Annotated in this window: 16 protein-coding genes; 12 read left to right on the plus strand and 4 right to left on the minus strand. The window is 61.5% G+C overall.

Annotated features, from left to right (window positions below; genetic code table 11):
* Nucleotides 1-146: 146 nt before the first annotated feature.
* From ribB to LAN70_09080, 4 genes are all read right to left on the minus strand, one after another.
* Nucleotides 147-1,313 (minus strand): 3,4-dihydroxy-2-butanone-4-phosphate synthase, encoded by a 1,167-nt coding sequence (ribB, locus tag LAN70_09065; protein MBZ5511310.1) that lies wholly within the window; start codon nt 1,311-1,313, stop codon nt 147-149.
* A gap of 141 nt (nt 1,314-1,454) precedes the next feature.
* Nucleotides 1,455-2,489: an inorganic phosphate transporter gene (locus LAN70_09070; protein ID MBZ5511311.1), complete on the minus strand. Its 1,035-nt coding sequence runs from the start codon at nt 2,487-2,489 to the stop codon at nt 1,455-1,457.
* A gap of 61 nt (nt 2,490-2,550) precedes the next feature.
* Nucleotides 2,551-3,165: a DUF47 family protein gene (locus LAN70_09075; GenBank protein ID MBZ5511312.1), complete on the minus strand. Its 615-nt coding sequence runs from the start codon at nt 3,163-3,165 to the stop codon at nt 2,551-2,553.
* Between the two features lie 137 nt (nt 3,166-3,302).
* On the minus strand, nt 3,303-4,556 hold the full coding sequence (locus LAN70_09080) for an Nramp family divalent metal transporter (protein MBZ5511313.1): 1,254 nt from the start codon (nt 4,554-4,556) through the stop codon (nt 3,303-3,305).
* 161 nt (nt 4,557-4,717) lie between these two features.
* On the opposite strand from LAN70_09080, the gene LAN70_09085 reads away from it, so the two are divergent.
* The 12 genes from LAN70_09085 to LAN70_09140 all read left to right on the plus strand — a co-directional run.
* On the plus strand, nt 4,718-5,581 hold the full coding sequence (locus LAN70_09085) for a Cof-type HAD-IIB family hydrolase (GenBank protein MBZ5511314.1): 864 nt from the start codon (nt 4,718-4,720) through the stop codon (nt 5,579-5,581).
* A 104-nt stretch (nt 5,582-5,685) separates the two neighbouring features.
* Nucleotides 5,686-6,354 (plus strand): lytic transglycosylase domain-containing protein, encoded by a 669-nt coding sequence (locus LAN70_09090; protein MBZ5511315.1) that lies wholly within the window; start codon nt 5,686-5,688, stop codon nt 6,352-6,354.
* A 92-nt stretch (nt 6,355-6,446) separates the two neighbouring features.
* On the plus strand, nt 6,447-7,781 hold the full coding sequence (locus LAN70_09095) for a flippase-like domain-containing protein (GenBank protein ID MBZ5511316.1): 1,335 nt from the start codon (nt 6,447-6,449) through the stop codon (nt 7,779-7,781).
* Nucleotides 7,782-7,973: 192 nt separating this feature from the next.
* The gene (gene nrdR / locus LAN70_09100; GenBank protein ID MBZ5511317.1) at nt 7,974-8,477 is read left to right on the plus strand and encodes a transcriptional regulator NrdR; all 504 of its coding nucleotides are present in this window, start codon (nt 7,974-7,976) and stop codon (nt 8,475-8,477) included.
* A gap of 29 nt (nt 8,478-8,506) precedes the next feature.
* Nucleotides 8,507-9,040, plus strand: a complete 534-nt coding sequence (locus LAN70_09105; GenBank protein ID MBZ5511318.1) for a hypothetical protein — start codon at nt 8,507-8,509, stop codon at nt 9,038-9,040.
* A gap of 127 nt (nt 9,041-9,167) precedes the next feature.
* Entirely contained in the window at nt 9,168-10,214 is a 1,047-nt protein-coding gene (locus LAN70_09110; protein MBZ5511319.1) for an isocitrate/isopropylmalate dehydrogenase family protein, read from the plus strand.
* A gap of 218 nt (nt 10,215-10,432) precedes the next feature.
* A complete protein-coding gene (gene hemH / locus LAN70_09115) occupies nt 10,433-11,464 on the plus strand; it encodes a ferrochelatase (protein ID MBZ5511320.1) in 1,032 nt (343 codons plus the stop codon).
* A gap of 6 nt (nt 11,465-11,470) precedes the next feature.
* On the plus strand, nt 11,471-12,376 hold the full coding sequence (locus LAN70_09120) for a Rieske 2Fe-2S domain-containing protein (GenBank protein MBZ5511321.1): 906 nt from the start codon (nt 11,471-11,473) through the stop codon (nt 12,374-12,376).
* A gap of 237 nt (nt 12,377-12,613) precedes the next feature.
* A complete protein-coding gene (locus tag LAN70_09125) occupies nt 12,614-13,456 on the plus strand; it encodes a cytochrome b N-terminal domain-containing protein (protein MBZ5511322.1) in 843 nt (280 codons plus the stop codon).
* A 64-nt stretch (nt 13,457-13,520) separates the two neighbouring features.
* Nucleotides 13,521-14,450, plus strand: a complete 930-nt coding sequence (locus LAN70_09130; protein MBZ5511323.1) for a cytochrome C — start codon at nt 13,521-13,523, stop codon at nt 14,448-14,450.
* A 473-nt stretch (nt 14,451-14,923) separates the two neighbouring features.
* Nucleotides 14,924-18,253 carry a cytochrome c gene (locus LAN70_09135; GenBank protein ID MBZ5511324.1) on the plus strand — a complete coding sequence of 1,110 codons (3,330 nt, stop codon included), beginning with the start codon at nt 14,924-14,926 and terminating at the stop codon, nt 18,251-18,253.
* 52 nt (nt 18,254-18,305) lie between these two features.
* A partial coding sequence (locus LAN70_09140) for a hypothetical protein (protein MBZ5511325.1) occupies nt 18,306-18,518 on the plus strand: 213 nt, incomplete at its 3' end.

Below are 18,518 nucleotides of genomic sequence, written 5' to 3' on the forward strand. Positions count from 1 at the left end.
CAGGATCGCCATTGCACGTCAGATTGAAATGATAACAGGTGCGGTGGTCGGTTGTCGGTTATCGGTTGTTGGTTATCGGTTTGCGGTTGTCGGTTCTGCGAACCCGCACCGTCGCGCTCGGGGGCGAGCGCGCTCCAACCCACGTGTTAGCCGGCGGTGACGGCGTTGGAGGACGGGATTGCGACCTGCTCGACAATTTCGATGCCGAAACCCTCCAGCGCCACCACCTTCCGCGGATGGTTGGTGAGCAGGCGAATGCGGCTGAGGTTGAGGTCGGAAAGAATCTGCGCGCCGATGCCGATTTCGCGCTGCGTCTTGCGCTCGCTCTCCGGCAGCGATGGCAGGCGATGTTCGCGATGGAACGTCAGCACCGTGGTGTCGCCGAGCTTTTCGCGGGTGAATCCCTGGGAACCCTGATGCAGATAAATGAGTGCGCCGAGCCCTTCATCGGCGATGCGTTGCATCGCGCCCTCGATCACGTGGTGACATCCGCACCAGGTGGCGCCGAAGACGTCGCCCAGCAGGCAATGCGAGTGCATGCGGACGAGCACGGGAGCGGCGGCATGCTCGACGTCGCCGCGCAGCAGCGCGATGTGCGACTCGCCGCCGTCCACCTCGCTCTCGTAGGCGATCATGCGGAACTCGCCAAAGCGCGTCGGCACCAGCGCCTCGCCGATGCGCCGCACATAGCGCTCGTGCTGCATGCGGTAGCGGATGAGTTCGGCGACGGTGAGCATTTTCAGATGGTGCAGGGCGCAAAATTTCACCAGGTCGGGAACGCGCGACATGGTGCCGTCTTCATTCATGATTTCGCAGATCACGCCGGCGGGGACCATGCCGGCCAGCCGCGCCAGGTCCACCGCGGCTTCCGTCTGGCCGGCGCGCACCAGCACGCCGCCGCGGCGCGCGCGCAGCGGGAACACATGTCCGGGCCGCGCCAGGTCGCCGGGACGAGAGGCGGGATCGATGGCGACGCGGATGGTGCGCGCCCGATCGTGAGCGGAGATGCCGGTGGTGACACCCTCGCGCGCATCAATCGCCTCGCAGAACGCGGTGCCGAATTGCGAGGTGTTCTCCGCCGTCATGGGCCCGATGCGCAGGTGGTCGAGGCGCTCCTCGGTGAGCGCCAGGCAGATGAGCCCGCGGCCGAACTTGGCCATGAAATTGATCGCCTCAGGCGTGATCTTCTCGGCGGCCAAGGTGAGGTCGCCTTCGTTTTCGCGATCCTCGTCGTCCACTACCACCACCATGCGCCCGGCGCGGATCTCCTCAATCGAGGCCGGAACGTCGGTAAATGGCGAGGTGGGAGGCATGGAATACCGAAATTCTACACGGGCGAATGGCCCATTTCGTAATTTGGTAATTCCGTAATTTGGTAATTTGAAAACCGTCGCGATACACGTGCACCATGCAGCACGTCGTCAAATTGTCAAATTACGAAATTACCAAATGCCTCACGCGCCGGGGTGAAACAGCCGGATCAGCCAGAAGGTGAGCGCCGCAACGCCGGCCGAAGCCGGGATGGTGAGGACCCATGCCCACACGATGCGGCGCGCCACGCCCCAGCGCACCGCGGAAAGTCGCTGGGTGGATCCGACGCCGACAATTGCGCCGGTGATGGTGTGCGTGGTGCTGACGGGAATGCCGGCGAGCGCGGTTCCGAACAAAGTGATGGCGCCGGCGGCTTCGGCGCAGAAGCCGCCCACGGGTTTCAGCTTGGTGATCTTCGAGCCCATAGTGTGCACGATGCGCCATCCCCCAAAGTAGGTACCGGCGGAGATGGCGGCATGGGCGGCCAGGATGATGGGCCACTTGAACTTGCCCCAGCTCCCTGTCATATCGGCCTTGGTCATGATGCCGGCGGTGTACAGCGCGCCGGCGACGATACCCATGGTTTTCTGCGCGTCGTTACCGCCGTGGCCGAGGCTGTAGGCGGCGGCGGAAAGCAATTGCAGGCGGCGAAACCAGCCGTCCACCTGGCGCGGTGCTTTGCGGTGGAAAATCCACGAAACGGCGACCATGAATCCGAAGCCGAGGAACAGTCCCATGAACGGCGCCACGACGATGAACACCAGGGTCTTGGTCCAGCCGCTGGGAATGATCACCCCCACCGTGCGGTGAAAATCGCCGGTCAACACCCAGGCGCGCGCCATGGCGGACCCGGCATAGCCGCCGATCAAGGCGTGCGAGGAGGAGGTCGGGAGGCCCAACAACCAGGTCAGCAAGTCCCAGACGATGGCGCCCATCAGCCCGGCGAGCACCACGTATTGGGTGACAATGTCGAGCTGGATCATGCCTTTGCCGATGGTGTGCGCGACGGCGGTGCCGAGAAAGAAGGCGGCGGCGAAATTGAAGAACGCGGCCCAGACCACGGCCAGCTTGGGGGAAAGCACGCGGGTGGAAACCACGGTGGCGATGCTGTTGGCGGCGTCGTGAAAACCGTTCAGAAAATCGAACGCGAGCGCAAACAGAACCGTGACACCGACCAGTAGGAGTGACGAGTTCACCAGCCTTGTGTTCCCCGTGGGTTGGAATTGATTTGGCTGCGGATCAGGCGCTCTTCAGGACGACGGCTTCCAGCACGTTGGCGGCGTCTTCGGCCTTGTCGGTGGCCATTTCGAGCACCTCATACAGTTCCTTCATCTTGATCAGCTCAATCGGGTCCTTTTCGTGTTCAAACAAGTTGGCGATAGCTTCGCGGCACACGCTGTCGGCCTCGTCTTCCAAACGGTTAATCTCGACGCAGTGCTCCAGCACGTGCTTGTTCTTCTCCAGCAGGGAGACCGCCTTGGTCAGCTCCTCGCTTTGGCGCACGATCAACCCGGCCAGTGCAGCGGCCGGACTCGGAGCACGGCGGATTTTATAGAGCACCAGGCGCTGTCCGGCGGCATTGACGAAATCGAGCACATCATCCAGCGACGAGGCCAGGCGGTGGATGTCCTCGCGATCGAACGGGGTGATGAACGTCTGGTTCAGCTTGGTCATGACCGAATGGGTCATGTCGTCGCCGCGGTGCTCGATCTCCTTGATGCGCTGCACCTGGACTTCGACGTTCTCGAAAGTCTGCAGGATCCCGTGCAGCACGCGCGCCCCCTCGGTGACGTTACTCGCCATGTTTTCAAACAGTTCGAAGAACTTGGTTTCCCGGGGAATCAGGCGAACCATGGCGCTCCTTGGCCACTCTCCAGGGTATGAACGGATGACGCTTCGCACGCTGAATTAGGGCCCATCAATATCTCATGTGGGGTGGAGGAGGTCAAACGACCCGCAGGTAAGGAACTCGCGATTGGGGCCCGCCGAGCCTACGGCTTGCGCAGGGTCAAGAACCAGGCGGCGGTCAGGATGATCAGCACCGCCGTGGTCGCCCACACTACCACGTTATAAAAACGCGAATTGACGTAGCTCCCCATGAGCTCGCGCTTGTTGATCAGCAGCACCATGAACACCAGCACGAACGGCAGTGCGATCCCGTTCAGCACCTGCGAGAACAGGATGACCTTGATGTAGGGAAAATTCGGAACCAGGATGACCCCGGCCCCGGCTACGATCAACACCGTGTAGAGCCAGTAGAAGACCGGCGCTTCGCGAAACTTCTTCCCCACTCCCGACTCGAATCCCAGGCCCTCACAAACCGAATAGGCGGTTGAGATCGGCAAGATGGAGGCGGCAAACAGCGAGGCGTTAAACAGTCCGGCGGCGAACAGCAGGTAAGCGTACTGTCCGGCGAGCGGACGAAGTGCGATGGCGGCTTGCGCGGCGGTCTCGATATTGCGCACGCCATGCACGTGCATGGTGGCGGCGCAGGCGACCACGATAAACCATGCGACCACCACCGCGAACACACAGCCCGAGATCACGTCCAGCCGCGAGGTGCGGTACTGGCGCACAGTCACGCCCTTTTCCACGATGGAAGCCTGCAGGTAAAACTGCATCCAGGGAGCGATCGTGGTGCCGATTACGCCAATCGTCATGTACAAGTAAGCCTGCGACGACCATACATTGCTATGCGGCGGTGTTAGCGTGCTCGTCACCGCCTGGATCCAGTGGGGCTTCGCGAGCACGCCCGCAATGATGTAGGCGATGTAAAAAAACGACGCCATCAGGAATACTTTTTCGACGCTCTTGTAACTGCCCTTGACCACGATCAGCCACACGAACGCCGCGCTCACCGGCACGGTGACGTACTTGCTGGCATGGAACAGTTCCAGGCTGCTGGCGATGCCGGCAAATTCACTGAGAATGTTGCCGAAGTTAATGACGATCAGCGCCAGCATCATGAAAAACGTGATGCGGAAGCCGAACTCTTCCCGGATCAGGTCGCTGAGCCCTTTGCCGGTGACCGCGCCCATGCGCGACGCCATTTCCTGCACCACGATGAGCGCAATCATGGTGGGAATGATGGTCCACAGCAGCGAGTAGCCGAACTGCGCCCCTGCCTGCGAGTAGGTGAGGATTCCGCCGGCGTCGTTGTCCACGTTCGCCGTGATGAATCCCGGTCCTACTACCGCCAGGATGAGCAGGATCCGAATTCGCTGCCGCTTCGCCCATCGTTTCATTGGTCGTGCCAGAGCTTCCAGACCAACAGCGCGAACAGAATAAATGCTGTGCTTGAATTCCGTCACCCACAATCCTGCGCCGGAGCAGCCCGGTGCTCAGGTTCTGAGGTACTCAGGTACTACACAAGACATCCGCCGCTCGCCCCGGTAGAATTACGCCAGTGAAGCTGAACATCCGACTGATCGCCATCGACATTGATGGCACCCTGCTCGATCCCCAGTTCCAGATCTCCGATGCCAACCTCGCGGCGCTGCGGCGCGCGCACCAGGCCGGTATCGAGATCCTGCTGGTCACCGGACGCCGGCACATGTTTGCCATGCCGATCGCCGAGGCGCTGGGCTTCGACCTGTGGCTCATCAGCTCCAATGGCGCGGTCACCAAGTCCAGCCGCGGCGAGCATTTCTTCACCGACAAGCTGCCGGCAACGGCCGCGCGCAAGCTGCTCCGCCACATGGAAGAATTCCGCGGTAATGCGGTGTTGACGTTCGAACGCGAAGGCCGCGGCGCGCTGGTGTTGGAGCGGACCGATGAACTGCACGGCTCCATCAGCCGCTGGATGGAGAAAAACGAGGCCTACATCGAGCGCGTGACGCCGCTGGAGGCCGCCCTGGTCACCGATCCCATCCAGGCGATGTTCTGCGGCACGGTGGCGCGCATGCAGCAGGCGCAGGCGCGGCTCGCCACCGCCGGGATGGCCCACGAGATCACGGTCCTGAAAACCGAATATGTCGCCCGCGATCTCACCATCGTGGACATCCTCAATTACGGCTGCTCCAAGGGTCACGCCCTCGAGCGTTGGGCCCACCACCGGGGAATCGTTCGTAACCTAGTCATGGCCATCGGTGATAACTACAATGATGTAGAAATGCTTGAGTTTGCCGGCGTCCCGGTTATTATGGGCAACGCCTGCCCGGAATTGAAGCAGTATGGCTGGATAGAGACCGCAGGCAACGACCAGAGCGGCGTGGCGGCGGCGGTCGAGCAAGCGTTGGGCATGGCTGCGGCAGCGATTAAGACAGAATGAAGAGATTGGCGTACATATTCACTTGTATGGTGGCGTTGACGGCGGCCGCCTTGGCCGACGCGCCCGCCGAGCCGCTCCCTGCGGCGACGGCTGCCACACCCGGCATGGTGTATGTCGCCGCACTGCGCAACGGTTTCAGCATGCGCTTCGACCACCGCCGCATCGTCGAGGACACCTCGCGCCTGTACACCACCGCTGACGAGAACAACTACATCGATGTCCCCACCGCCGAGATCGCTTCCCTGTCGCAGGAACCACTGCCTCCCCCGCCCGCTCCCGCAGCCTCGCCCGCCGCTGCACTGGACATGAAGTCGGTAGTTGCCAACGCCAGCGACAAGCACCTGATCGACGCTGACCTGATTGACAGCGTCATTCGCGCCGAGAGCGGCTTCAATCCCAAGGCGGTATCGCCCAAGGGCGCGCGCGGCCTGATGCAGCTTATGCCCGGCACCGCGGCGAAACTCGGGGTACAGAATTCCTTCGATGCCCAGGCCAACGTGGACGGCGGCACGCGCTACTTGCGCCAGTTGCTGGGTCTCTACAACAATGATCTTGCCAAGGCGCTGGCCGCCTACAATGCCGGCCCGCAAAGGGTGGAGCAGTACCACGGCGTTCCTCCCTATCGCGAGACCCGCGCCTACGTTTCCAACGTGATTCGCGATTTCAACCGCAAGAAGCTGGCCGCGCGCAAAACTCAGGCGAAGAAATCCGTACCGCCGAAGTCTGCCCACGCCGCCGCCAAACCAGCCGTGAACCCCGTTCCGGGCTCCTGACCCGCATCCAACGCCGCATCAAAGTAAGCGCCGGCTGCATTGACCCCTTCCTACGCGTCGTTTAAGGTGAAGCCTCCGGCTTCACGCCACGGATGAACAAGAAGCGAATCCTCACCACCGCCATTGTGGTTGCTGTCCTCGGAGTACTCATCTACTTCCAGGTGCAGCACTGGCGCGCCTTCGACTGGGCCCGCTTCCGCGCCGAGACCGGCGGCATCAGCAAGCTTCACATCCTGTCCGCTGTCGTCCTGATCTATCTCACCTACCTGCTGCGCGCCCTGCGCTGGAAGGTGTTTCTCAAGCCGATTTGCCAGTCGCGCATCAGCCGGCTGATCGGCCCTACCTTCATCGGCTTCACCGGACTGGCGCTGCTCGGTCGTCCCGGCGAATTCGTCCGCCCTTACCTGATCGCGAAAAAGGAAAACGTCTCGCTCTCGTCGCAGATCGGCGTCTGGACGGTGGAGCGCATTTTCGATGTCGGCGCCTTCGCCGTGCTGATGACCGTCAATGTTTTCGTCCCCGGCAGCATTCAGTCCAACCCCTACATCTTGAAATTTCGCGAAGCCGCTGTGGTGCTTCTCGGCATGGTCCTGGCCATGGCCGGGTTGTGCTACTTGATCCGCACCCGCGGGCCGGCGGTCGCCGCCTTTCTCCACCGCAAGGTCAGCCCCATTTCGCGCAAGCTGGCGGAGCACCTGGAGGAAAAAACACGCGCCTTCGGCATCGGTCTGAACACCATCCACGACCGGCTTTCGTTTCTGCAAGTGACCGCGCTCTCCCTCGCCATCTGGTTCACCATCGCGCTTGCCTACCGCGAGGTTTGTCACGCCTACCCGCCGGAACCCGGTTGGCGCCAGGCCCGAATCACCGGGCAAAGGCCGGAGCCGCGGTCGGTGGACGTCGAGTCCGCGCAGTTGGCGGGCAATTCGTTGCTCGCCGGACAGCCGCTGGATGAAACCACGGTTGCCGAACTGCGCAGCGCGCTCGAAGCCAAGGGCTATCGCATCGAACGCCACGACGAACCGCGCGAACACGGCCTGTGGCTTTACAAGGGCAATCACCGCGTCAAGCGCATCGGCGATCGCCCACACCTGTCCGATCTCGACATCGGCCATACCCTGCTGCTGATGGGCTTCAGCATGGTGGGATCCATCGTGCAGTTGCCCGCCGTCGGCGGCGGCAGCCAGCTTGCCGTGATCAGCGCGCTGCAGGTGATCTACGGCATTCCGCCCGAACTCGCGGTCAGTTGCGGCATCCTGCTCTGGATCGTGACTTTCATGGCCGTCATTCCCATCGGCCTGGTGCTGGCCCACCGCGAGCACCTTTCCTTGCGCAAACTCTCGCACGAAGCCGAAGCGGAAGAGGCGTTGGAACACCAGGCTTCAGGCTTCAGGCTTCAGGCTCCAGGCGAAACCCGCAAACTGTAGCCTGCGGTCCGCCATTGATTCACCACCGAGACACGGAGGACACCGAGGTACACCGAGCACATCTCTTCGAGATCTTCTCTCGGTGAGTCTCGGTGAACTCGGTGCCTCGGTGGTGACGCACCTCCTGCCGTGTGCCGTGAGCCTTGTGCCCCGTGTACAATCGCTTGTTACCCGACAAGGTGATGCCCCAAGATGAAGTGTCCCTTCTGCGCGTTTGAAAACGACCGCGTGGTGGATTCGCGGGAGAGCAAGGAAGGCGAGAGCATCCGCCGCCGCCGCGAGTGCCTGAAGTGCAACAAGCGCTTCACCACCTACGAGCGCATTGACGAAATTCCCTACATGGTGGTCAAGAAAGACGGCCGGCGCGAAAAATTCGACCGCCAGAAAGTTCTCAACGGCCTGCTGCGCGCCTGCGAAAAGCGGCCCATCTCCATCGGCAAGCTGGAGCAGATCGTCAACGAGGCCGAGGACTTCGTCATCAACTCGCCGGAACGCGAGCGCAAGACCAGCGAGATTGGCGAGCTGATCATGAATCGCCTGCGCCGCCACGACAAAGTTGCCTACGTGCGCTTCGCCTCGGTCTACCTCGATTTCAAGGACGTGCAGGAGTTCATGTTGGAGTTGAAGGATTTGCTGAAATCCAAAGATATGGCTGGACCTGCGAAGGTGAAGATTACAGGGGCAAAGACGCAATAAAGAACCTGCGATGGTGGTGCTTGTCGCTTATGAGTGAGCCTGGAAAACTGCTTCGTTGTCTCCGCATTTTGGTCACAACGGCACTGGTCTGCGTTTTGGTTGGGCTTTTCTTCATTTCGCACTTGATGGCGCCTTTGTGGCACGCGATGCGCGGCAATTCGATAAGTTTTGCGACTTGGCGTGTGCCGTTTCCGAGTGGGTATTCGTTGTTCGGCGGTAACTCGTTTTTTGCGTTTTCCTTCGGTGCGCCGTTCATCAGAAAAGAAGGTTATGGCCACATAAGCGTGTTCACACATCGTATTGACCGCAATGTTACGCAGCAGCAAATCGAGGCTGCTGTTGTGACAGTCGCGAAACAAGATGGGTACGTTCTGGAAGATCGCAAGAGTGTCGAAAGCCCTGCGGGTACAAATTACTGTTTTCAATTCGCCGATAAGTTACACCCGGCCAAAGTCGCAGTACGTTGTGTGACCGCCTTCGGCGAGTTGGGGGTTTTCTTTGAGGGAAACCGCCGTTTCAGCGGTGACGTGTACATGGTAGTGGGCGGCCTGCAACGACTCTAGTGCTAATCGCTGGAGTCTAACTCTCCGTTCTGCGGATTTCCGCAACAACTGACCTTCAAACGGTTGGCTGCTAAACTCTGCTGGGTCGAACCACATCTCCTGCGCATCAATATATTTGGGCTCGCAAATGACCCACACAGTCACCCTCATTCCCGGCGACGGCATTGGCCCCGAGATCACGGCGGCCACCGTCCGCATTCTCGAGGCTACCGGGGTGAAGTTTGCGTGGGAGCGCCAGGAGGCCGGCGCCGATGCCTTCGAGAAGTACCACGAGTATCTTCCGCAGGACCTGATTGACTCCTTCGAGCGCACCCATGTCGCGCTCAAGGGCCCGATCACCACGCCCATCGGCGGCGGGTTTTCCAGCATCAACGTCGCCCTGCGGAAACGCTTCGAGCTGTACGCGAATTTCCGTCCGATTCGCAATCTTCCGCACATCCCCACGCGCTACCCCGACGTGGACCTGATCATCATCCGCGAGAACACCGAGGGCTTGTACTCCGGCATCGAGCACGAAGTCGTGCCCGGCGTGGTCGAGAGCCTGAAGATCATCACCGAGAAAGCCTCCACGCGCATTGCCCGCTTCGCCTTCGAGTACGCGCGCAAAAACAAACGCAAGCGCATCCACTGCATTCACAAAGCCAACATCATGAAGCTCTCCGACGGGCTGTTCCTGCGCTGCACGCGCAACATTTCTCGCGAATATCCCGAGATCACCTACGGCGAGCACATCGTGGACAACACCTGCATGCAACTGGTCACCAATCCCTACCAGTACGACATGCTGGTGCTGGAAAATTTTTACGGCGACATTATCAGCGACCTCTGCGCCGCCTTTGTCGGCGGCCTGGGCGTCGTGCCCGGCGCGAATTTCGGCGACGGCCGCGCCATCTTCGAAGCCGTACACGGTTCCGCCCCCGACATCGCCGGGCGCGGCATCGCCAATCCCACCGCCCTGCTCCGCTCCGCGATTCTCATGCTTCGCCACCTCGGCGAATCCGAGGCGGCTTGGCGCATCCGCAACGCCATCGAGAAGGTGTACCGCGACAAGTCCAAGCGCACGCGCGACGTCGGCGGCACCGCCGGCACCTCCCAGTTCGCCGACGCCATCATTGAAGCCATGGCAGCCGAGCCCGAATCCGCTGCGCCCGAGCCCGTCGCCAAGGAAGCCTGAAAACAAGTTTCAGCTTCAGTTTCGGTTTCAGCTTGATCGGAACGGGCCCAAACTCCGCTGAAACTGAAACGGAAACTGAAACTCTTCCCAACAAAACTGTTATCTCCCAAAAACCGCGCCCATCGCGCTTTTCCGAGCACCGTTTTCTTCTGCATGGTTTGACGAGCAGGCGACGTTTTGAATATCATCGCTTGCGCCATTGTGGGGTGTTGCTTCGGATGTCCTGGACAAACCGTCGTACTGGTGTAGTGCTGTTTCAACTTGGCGGCCCAGACTCGATCGAGGCCATCGAGCCGTTTCTCTATAACCTGTTTTGCGACCCCGACATCATCGATTTCCCCCTGGCCCGCGTCGGACGCAAGGCGCTCGCCAAGCTCATTTCCGTCACCCGCGCGCGCAAAGTCGCGCACCATTACCAGGCGATCGGCGGGTGCTCGCCCATTCGGCGCAACACCGAGCGCCAGGCGCGCGCGCTGGAAAAGCGGCTCTGCGCCGAAGGTCTGGACGCCCGCTGTTTTGTCGCCATGCGGTATTGGCACCCGTTCACCGAGGAGGCCGTCGCCGCACTCGATGCATCGCAATGCGACCATATCGTGCTGCTGCCGCTGTACCCGCAATATTCGAAAACCACCACCGGCAGCAGCCTCAACGAGTGGAACCGTAGATTCTCCGCAGCCGGCCGGCAGGTCTCCTGCATCCATGACTTCTATCGCCACGGCTTGTATATTGACTCCGTCACTGAGCGCATCGAGGACGCCCTCGCCCGCTTTCCCGATCCCGACGACGTGGTGCTGGTGTTCAGCGCGCACAGCGTCCCGGTGTCGGTGATCGAGCAGGGCGATCCCTACCAGCGCCAGATCGAGGAAACGGTTGCGCTGGTCAAGCGGCGCGGCGGATGGCTCAATTGCCACCGCCTTTGTTATCAAAGCAAGGTCGGCGCCAGTAAGTGGCTGCAACCGTCGTTGCGCTCGACCATCCGCGAACTGGGCGCCGCCGGCATCAAGGACGTCTGCGTAGTGCCCATTTCCTTTGTTTCGGACCACGTTGAAACCCTGGGCGAGATCGATCACGAAGCCCGCGAGCTGGCGGCGCAGGCCGGCATCACGCGCTTCGAGATGACGGCGGGCCTAAACGATTCGCCGGTGTTTATCGGCGCGCTCGCTCAACTGGTGACCGCTTGCGTGCAGCCGGGCTTGAGGAAGGAACCTGCCTTTGCCGCTCCGGCAATGCGGGTCGTGGCAAAGGGGTAAGAAAGAATGGCTGATGAGGGATCCAAGGCTGTGGCCGGCGGCGAACTGGGCCGGCTCCCGGGGTGGCCGCGCAAGCCGCTGAACAACTCCGTGATCGCGGCCGAGCAGGCGTATCGCAAGCGCTCCGGCCTGCCGCTGATCTCCGACGAAGACATCGAAGCGTTGAAGGCCGGCGAGCCCATGTCGTTTGAGCGCGGCGACGCCCCTGCTGCTCCTCCCCCCGCCGCTCCTGCCGCTGCCGCGCCCGCTGCTGCTGCCGCCGCGCCGGCCCGGCCCGCGGCCCCTGCGCCAGCCAAACCCGCTCCGGCGATGCCGGCCGTCTCTCAAGTGGCCCGCACCGGATCAGCCGTGAAGTACGTAGGAACACCCGCGGTCGGCACCTCGAAAGCCGCCGCCGCCGGTGGGGTCAGCAGCGGCGGCCGCATCGGAACAGAAATTGATTCCAAGCGCCGGCGCCTGGTCTGGACCGGGGTGGCGGCGTTCCTGGCGACGTGGTTGCTGGCCTTCTTCCGCTTCTTTCTGCCGCGGACGCTGTTCGAGCCGAGCACGGTTTTCAAAATCGGATATCCCTCCGACTTCGGCCTCGGCGTGGACACCAAGTTCCAGCAGAAATACCGCATCTGGGTGGACCGCATCCCGGGCCGCCTGTTCGTGATCTACGCCAAGTGCACGCATCTGGGCTGCACACCCGATTGGAAGCCCAGCGAGAACAAGTTCAAGTGCCCCTGCCACGGCAGCGGCTACGACAGTGAAGGCGTGAATTTTGAAGGCCCGGCGCCCCGCCCCATGGACCGCGCGCACGTCGAGGTTGCTCCCGACGGCCAGGTCCTGGTGGACGTCAGCCGCTTGTATCAATGGCCCAAGGGGCAGACCAGCCGCTTTGATGATCCGGGAGCATTCCTCTCGGTGTAGCAGTTTTCGGTTTACGGTTAACGGTTTTCGGTTTTACCGCAAACCGACAACCGACAACCGACAACGGGTTTCGAGGGTCTTATGGCCGACGATGATGTGAAGGTCACAGGCGGAAACGGAGCCAAGGGCGCTGCCGGCGATGGCGCCTCCGGCGACGGAGGTCCCGCCGCGCCGAAGAACGGGAAAAAAGGCATCGGGGTGATCGTGAAGCAGGAGGTGGAGGCCTTCCGCACCGAGATGCCCGGCAAGCTCAAGGAGCAGATCGAAAGCGTCAAGGACCCGACCAAAACGCAGGTCTACACCTCGATCTTCCGCCACAAGCACGACGAAACGCCGCGCAACCGCGCCCTCGGCGTGCTCTCCAACGTCTTCCTCCACCTGCATCCGGCCAAAATCAACCGCGACGCCGTGCGCTACAGCTACACCTGGGGCATGGGCGGCATCACCTTTTTCCTGTTCATCGTCCTCACCTTCACCGGCGTGCTGCTGATGTTTTACTACCACCCGACCAAGGTGCAGGCCTTCCGCGACGTGCTCTACCTGGAGCACGATGTCCCCTTCGGCAAGATCTTGCGCAACATGCATCGCTGGGCGGCGCACCTGATGGTGATCGCCGTCGAGCTCCACATGTTCCGGGTGTTTCTCACCGGCAGCTACAAGAAGCCGCGCGAGTTCAACTGGAACGTGGGCGTGATCCTGCTGGTGCTGACGCTGCTGCTCTCCTTCACCGGCTACCTGCTGCCCGACGATCAGCTCGGATTCTGGGCCGTCACCGTGGGCACCAACATGGCGCGCGCCACGCCCATCCTTGGACATGAAGGCCCGTTCGGTCCGCAGTTAGGAATGACGCCGTATAACGACGTGCGCTTTGGGCTGCTCGGCGGCTCGATCGTGGACGCCAACGCGCTGCTGCGAGCTTATATCTGGCATTGCATTGCGATTCCGATCATCGCCTCGGTGTTTATGATCGTGCACTTCTGGCGGGTGCGGAAGGACGGCGGCATCTCCGGCCCGGCGCCGGTCATGCTCACCTCCGAAGCCGACAAGCCGCGCCGAGCACAAAAGGCAGCGGGAGAGTGAACATGTCAGAAGTGACGTCAGATCACCCGATCACCCGATCGCCCGATCACCCGATGGGGGTTCTATGAACTGGCATCAGCTCTGGACGATCGCGACCACGCCCGACAATATCCCCATCACGGCGCTGCTGCCGCTGGTGGTGTTTTATTTGTGGCTGGCCTTCCGCCAGGCCAAGGGCAACGACGAACTCATCGAGCAACTGGAAGCCGATCCCGCGCTCGCCAAGACGCACCATCGCAAGACCTGGCCCTTCCGCCCCGGATGGCAAAAGGAAGTTCACGTCTGGCCGTTTCTGCTGCGCATGGAATTCCTGGCGGCCATCATCGTCACCGCCATCCTGATGGTCTGGTCCATCACCATGAGCGCGCCGCTGGAAGAGCCGGCCAATCCCAACCTGACCATGAACCCTGCCAAGGCGCCGTGGTACTTCCTCGGCCTGCAGGAAATGCTGGTGTACTTCGATCCCTGGATTGCCGGCGTGGTCATGCCGACGCTCATCATCATCGGCCTGATGGTGATTCCCTACATTGACACCAATCCGCTGGGCAGCGGCTACTACACCGTCAAGCAGCGCAAGTTTTCCATCGCCACGTTCTGTTTCGGCTTTCTGATTCTTTGGGTCTCGATGATCATCATCGGCACCTTCATTCGCGGCCCGGGATGGCAATGGTTCTGGCCGGGCCAGACCTGGGACCACAACCGATTAATTTACGAGGTGAACCGCGACTTGCCTGATCTGTTCGGCATCACCTCGAATCTGGGCAAGGGAATTTTCGGGGCGATTATCGTGGGCGGCTATTTCGCGGTCGGCGGCTTCGTCATGACCGCGCTGTTCCGCCGCAAGATGCCCAAGGACTGGCGCCGCATGAGCCTGCTCCAGTACCAAGTGATGATGTTTCTCATGCTCACCATGGTCGCGCTGCCCATCAAGATGCTGCTGCGCCTGAGCTTGCATATCAAGTACGTGTGGATTACGCCTTGGTTTAACGTGTGAAGAAACCGTCAGCTGTCAGCTATCAGCTTTCAGCTCTTAGCTATCAGCTGTCAGCTCTTAGCAATCAGCTGTCAGCTCTTAGCTATCAGCTGTCAGCTCGTTTTGGGGGAATTCAGCGCCGTAGGCGCGAATGAAAGTAGCCCGGCACTTCAGTGCCGGGAAACGTTGTGCAAGTAGATGCCAGTCCCGTAGGTGTCTGTGTCATAGCTCGATTTCGCGCGTTGCAGTGGTCCAAAAGCGAACCGAAACCAGCCGCGGAGCGGCGAAATTCGTTAGCCCAGCGCGGCAGCGCTGGGTAAAGTGGACCAAAAAGCGTGAGCGAGCGCGGCAGCGCTGGGTAAAGTGGACCAAAAAGCGTGAGCGCCAGCGGCGCGGCACGGCTATGACGCAGACACCGTAGGGACGGCTGAAACCGCCATTGATCCGCTGAAAGCTGAGAGCTGACAGCTGAGAGCTGTTTTCGGAGGAGAAGGGTGCCAGAGGATCAAATTCCCGAGCAAGACCCGATCACCACCAAGTCGTACGCCCTGCACTACACCATCGCCATCGTGGTGCTGATCGGGACGCTGTTATGGGCGATGTGGGACGAGGCCTACGGCCAGCGTCCGTGGAAGCGCTACCAGCGTGCCTTCCAGGAGCGCTACATCTCGTTCCTCAAGCAGGCGCGCTCGCAATCCGCCGACGCCGAGAAGGACCTGCAGAACAACCCCGACTTCCGCGCCCTCGACGACGCCTACCAGTCCGCCTCCAAGTCCGCTGAACCGAAAATTAAGGAAATCAACCAACAGCTCGCCAACAAGTCTGCCGAAATTCTCGCCGTCCAGAATGTCTTTACCGACAAGCGCGCCTACGTCAACGCCCTCACTTACGAAATCGAAACCACCGACAGCGCCAGCGGAAAGGCATCCAAGCAGAAGGAGTTGGACAAGTACAAGGCGCAGCAATTCGAAGTGCAGTATCCCGACGGCACGCGCAAGAAATACAACTTCCAGCAACTCGAGGAAACCTACAACGAGCTGAAGAACGAAAAAGGCCGGCTCGGCGGCGAACTCGGCGACCTGCTCAAGCCCATCAACGAAGCCAAGCTGGCGCGCGACACCTGGATCAAGGAGCACATGGTGTCGCTCACTCCCGACGCGCTTCGCGGCCTGCAGAACAAGACCGCCGAATGGGATCCGCAGATCGTGCAGATCAACGTCGCCGAGGCCAATATCGTGGACCGCTGCGAGTCCTGCCACATGGGCACGCGCGAGCCCGTGCGCCTCACCGCCGCGTTGATGACGCCCAAGGGCCGCAAGGGTCCCGACGACTACGCCCTTGCCTCCACCAGCCATCCCGAGCCTGACTTGCTCAAAGTTCATGATCCCGACAAGTTCGGCTGCTCGCCCTGCCACCAGGGCAACGGCCGCGCCACCACCAGCATTGAAAAGGCGCACGGCAACTACGAGCACTGGCTGTGGCCGCTGTTCCGCAAGCAGAACGTGGAAGCCGGTTGCCAGACTTGCCACCAGGCCGACATGTTCATCCAGACCGGCTCGGTCGGCCAGACGATCAGCGAAGGCAAGTTCCTCTTCCGCCAGCGCGGCTGCAACGGCTGCCACCGCTACGAGGGCTACGACCGCGAGCCCGAGGAATTACTCAACATCGGCCAGCAGATCAAGCAGATGGAGCAACAGCAGCGCGACAACCTGCGCGAGGCCTCCATCGCCATGAAGCGGGCCGACCAGGCCGAATCCAACGAGGAAGCCAACCGGCTGAACCAGCGCGCCGAGTCCATGCGCGTCGAGAACAGCAAGATCGCCGGCCGCATCGAGCAGCTCGATCTGCGCTCCTCCTCGCTGCTGCGCGACCTGAAGAAGATCGGCCCCGACCTCAAGGAAGTCCGCGAAAAACTCAACAAGAACTGGGTGCCCGTCTGGCTGCACAAGCCCACCGACTTCCGCCCCGGCACTAAGATGCCGAATTTCCGCCTCAACGATGGCCAGGTCAAGGCGATCTCGGCCTACCTGTGGCAGACCGCGCTCAACGATCCGCTTCCCCGGCAGCAAACCGGCAGCGCGGCGCGCGGCAAGGAGCTGTTTGAAACCCGCGGCTGCCTTGCCTGCCACTCCATCGGCGAAGGCAGCAATCAGATGGGCGGCGACTTCGCCGCCAACCTCTCGCGCCTCGGCGAGAAGGCCAATTACGATTACATCTTCCGCTGGATCAAGAATCCGCGCGTGCGCACCCGCCCCTACTGTCCCTATGAGAAGAAGGACATCGGCCCCGAGGATTACGCCAAGCACAATCTGCCGTACGTCTTCGACTTCGACCACAGCAAGTGCCCCAACGACGGCCACGAGCTCCAGGTCGAGCAGATGACCGTGATGCCCAGCCTGCGCCTTGCCGACGACGAGGTCTCCGACATCGCCACCTACCTGCTCGCGCAGAAAAAGCAGGAGCCATCTTCCTATCCCGACGCCTCCTACATGGACGATCCCAAGCTCAAAGCCGAGGGCAAAAAGTGGATCCAGCAATTCGGCTGCGCCGGTTGCCACGAAATTTCCGGCTTTGAAGAGGAAGGCCGCATCGGCACCGAGTTAACCCAGGAAGGCAGCAAGCCGATCGAGCGCCTCGACTTTGCGCTGCTCACCAAGGTCGCCGAAGACACCGGCAAGGAGCCCATCACCGACGCCGAAATTCGCGCGCGCCTGCCCGAGGGTCCTGCCAAGGGCCCTTGGTACAACCACAAGGGCTTCTTCGAGCACAAGCTCTCCATGCCCAACGTCTACGACCAGGGCATGATCAAGAGCGATACCGAAAAACTTCGCATGCCGGATCCGCACCTCGACAAGGAGCAGATCCGCGCCCTCACCACGTTCCTTCTTGGCAGCCAGGAGACTTCCCTTCCTGCGAGCTATCAGTACCGTCCCGAGGATGCCCGTCGCGACATCCAGGAAGGCTGGTGGATCGTGCGCAAATACAACTGCGTCGGCTGCCACCAGTTCACCCCGGGCCAGAAGACGGCCATCGAAACCGTGCCGCGCTATCAGGAAGCCAAGGAAACCCTGCCGCCCAAGCTGCTCACCGAAGGCGCGCGGGTTGACCCCGAGTGGCTGCTGCACTTCCTCGCCAATCCTTCGATGACCGCGAACCCGAACGACCAGCATCGCAACGGAGTGCGTCCCTACCTCGGCGTGCGCATGCCGACGTTTTATTTCTCGGAGAACGAACTGCGCAAGCTGGTGCGCTTCTTCCAGGCGCTGTCGCAGCAGCCCCTGCCCTACATTCCGCAGAAGCAGGTGCTCCTGACCGCGTCCGAATCCGACATGGCGCGCGCCCTGTTCACCAGCCAGGCCGCGCCCTGCCTCAAGTGCCACGCCACCGGCGACCCGGCGCATGACAAGACCGCCACCGCGCCCAACTTCCTGCTCGCCAAGGAACGCCTGAAGCCCGGCTGGACCGAGCGCTGGCTCATGGACCCGGCCAACATCAGCCCCGGCACTGCCATGCCTTCAGGCTTGTTCAAGAAGGAAAACGGGCGCATCGTCTTCGCCGGGCCCACCCCGCCTGCGCTGCAAAGTTACCCCGGCGATCAGACCAAGTTGCTGGTTCGCTACATCTTTCAATTGACCCCCGAGGAGCAGCGCCGCCTCGCGGCCCAGTTGCCGCGGAGCGCCGCCCCGGCCAAGAAAACTTCCAGCAATCGGGTGCCCCATCCTGCGCCCGGGTTTGGCGAAGGGCGGGTTCACGGTTCCAACTTGGGCTCGGCCCAAAGCAAGCAATCTTCCTCCAGCGGCGCCGACGCGGGAGGCTCGCGCTAAAATAGCTGGATTTGTCAGGGACTCAATACACGAACGGAGAGGCAGTCACATCATGAAAATCAGATCGTCAGTCGTACTGCTCGTGCTTGCCATCCTCGGACTGCTGTTGCTGTCCGCTTGCAGCAAGGAAGAAAAACCGGCCGCCACCGCGGGCGAGGAGAAGAAGACCGCGGCCGCCGCCCCCACTCCTATTGATCAAAGCACCGTGGGCAGCATCAGCGGCGCCGTCAAATATCCCGGCGCCGTCCCCAAACCCGTCAAGATC

The organism is Terriglobia bacterium, assembly GCA_020072845.1.
Taxonomy (GTDB): domain Bacteria; phylum Acidobacteriota; class Terriglobia; order Terriglobales; family Acidobacteriaceae; genus JAIQGF01.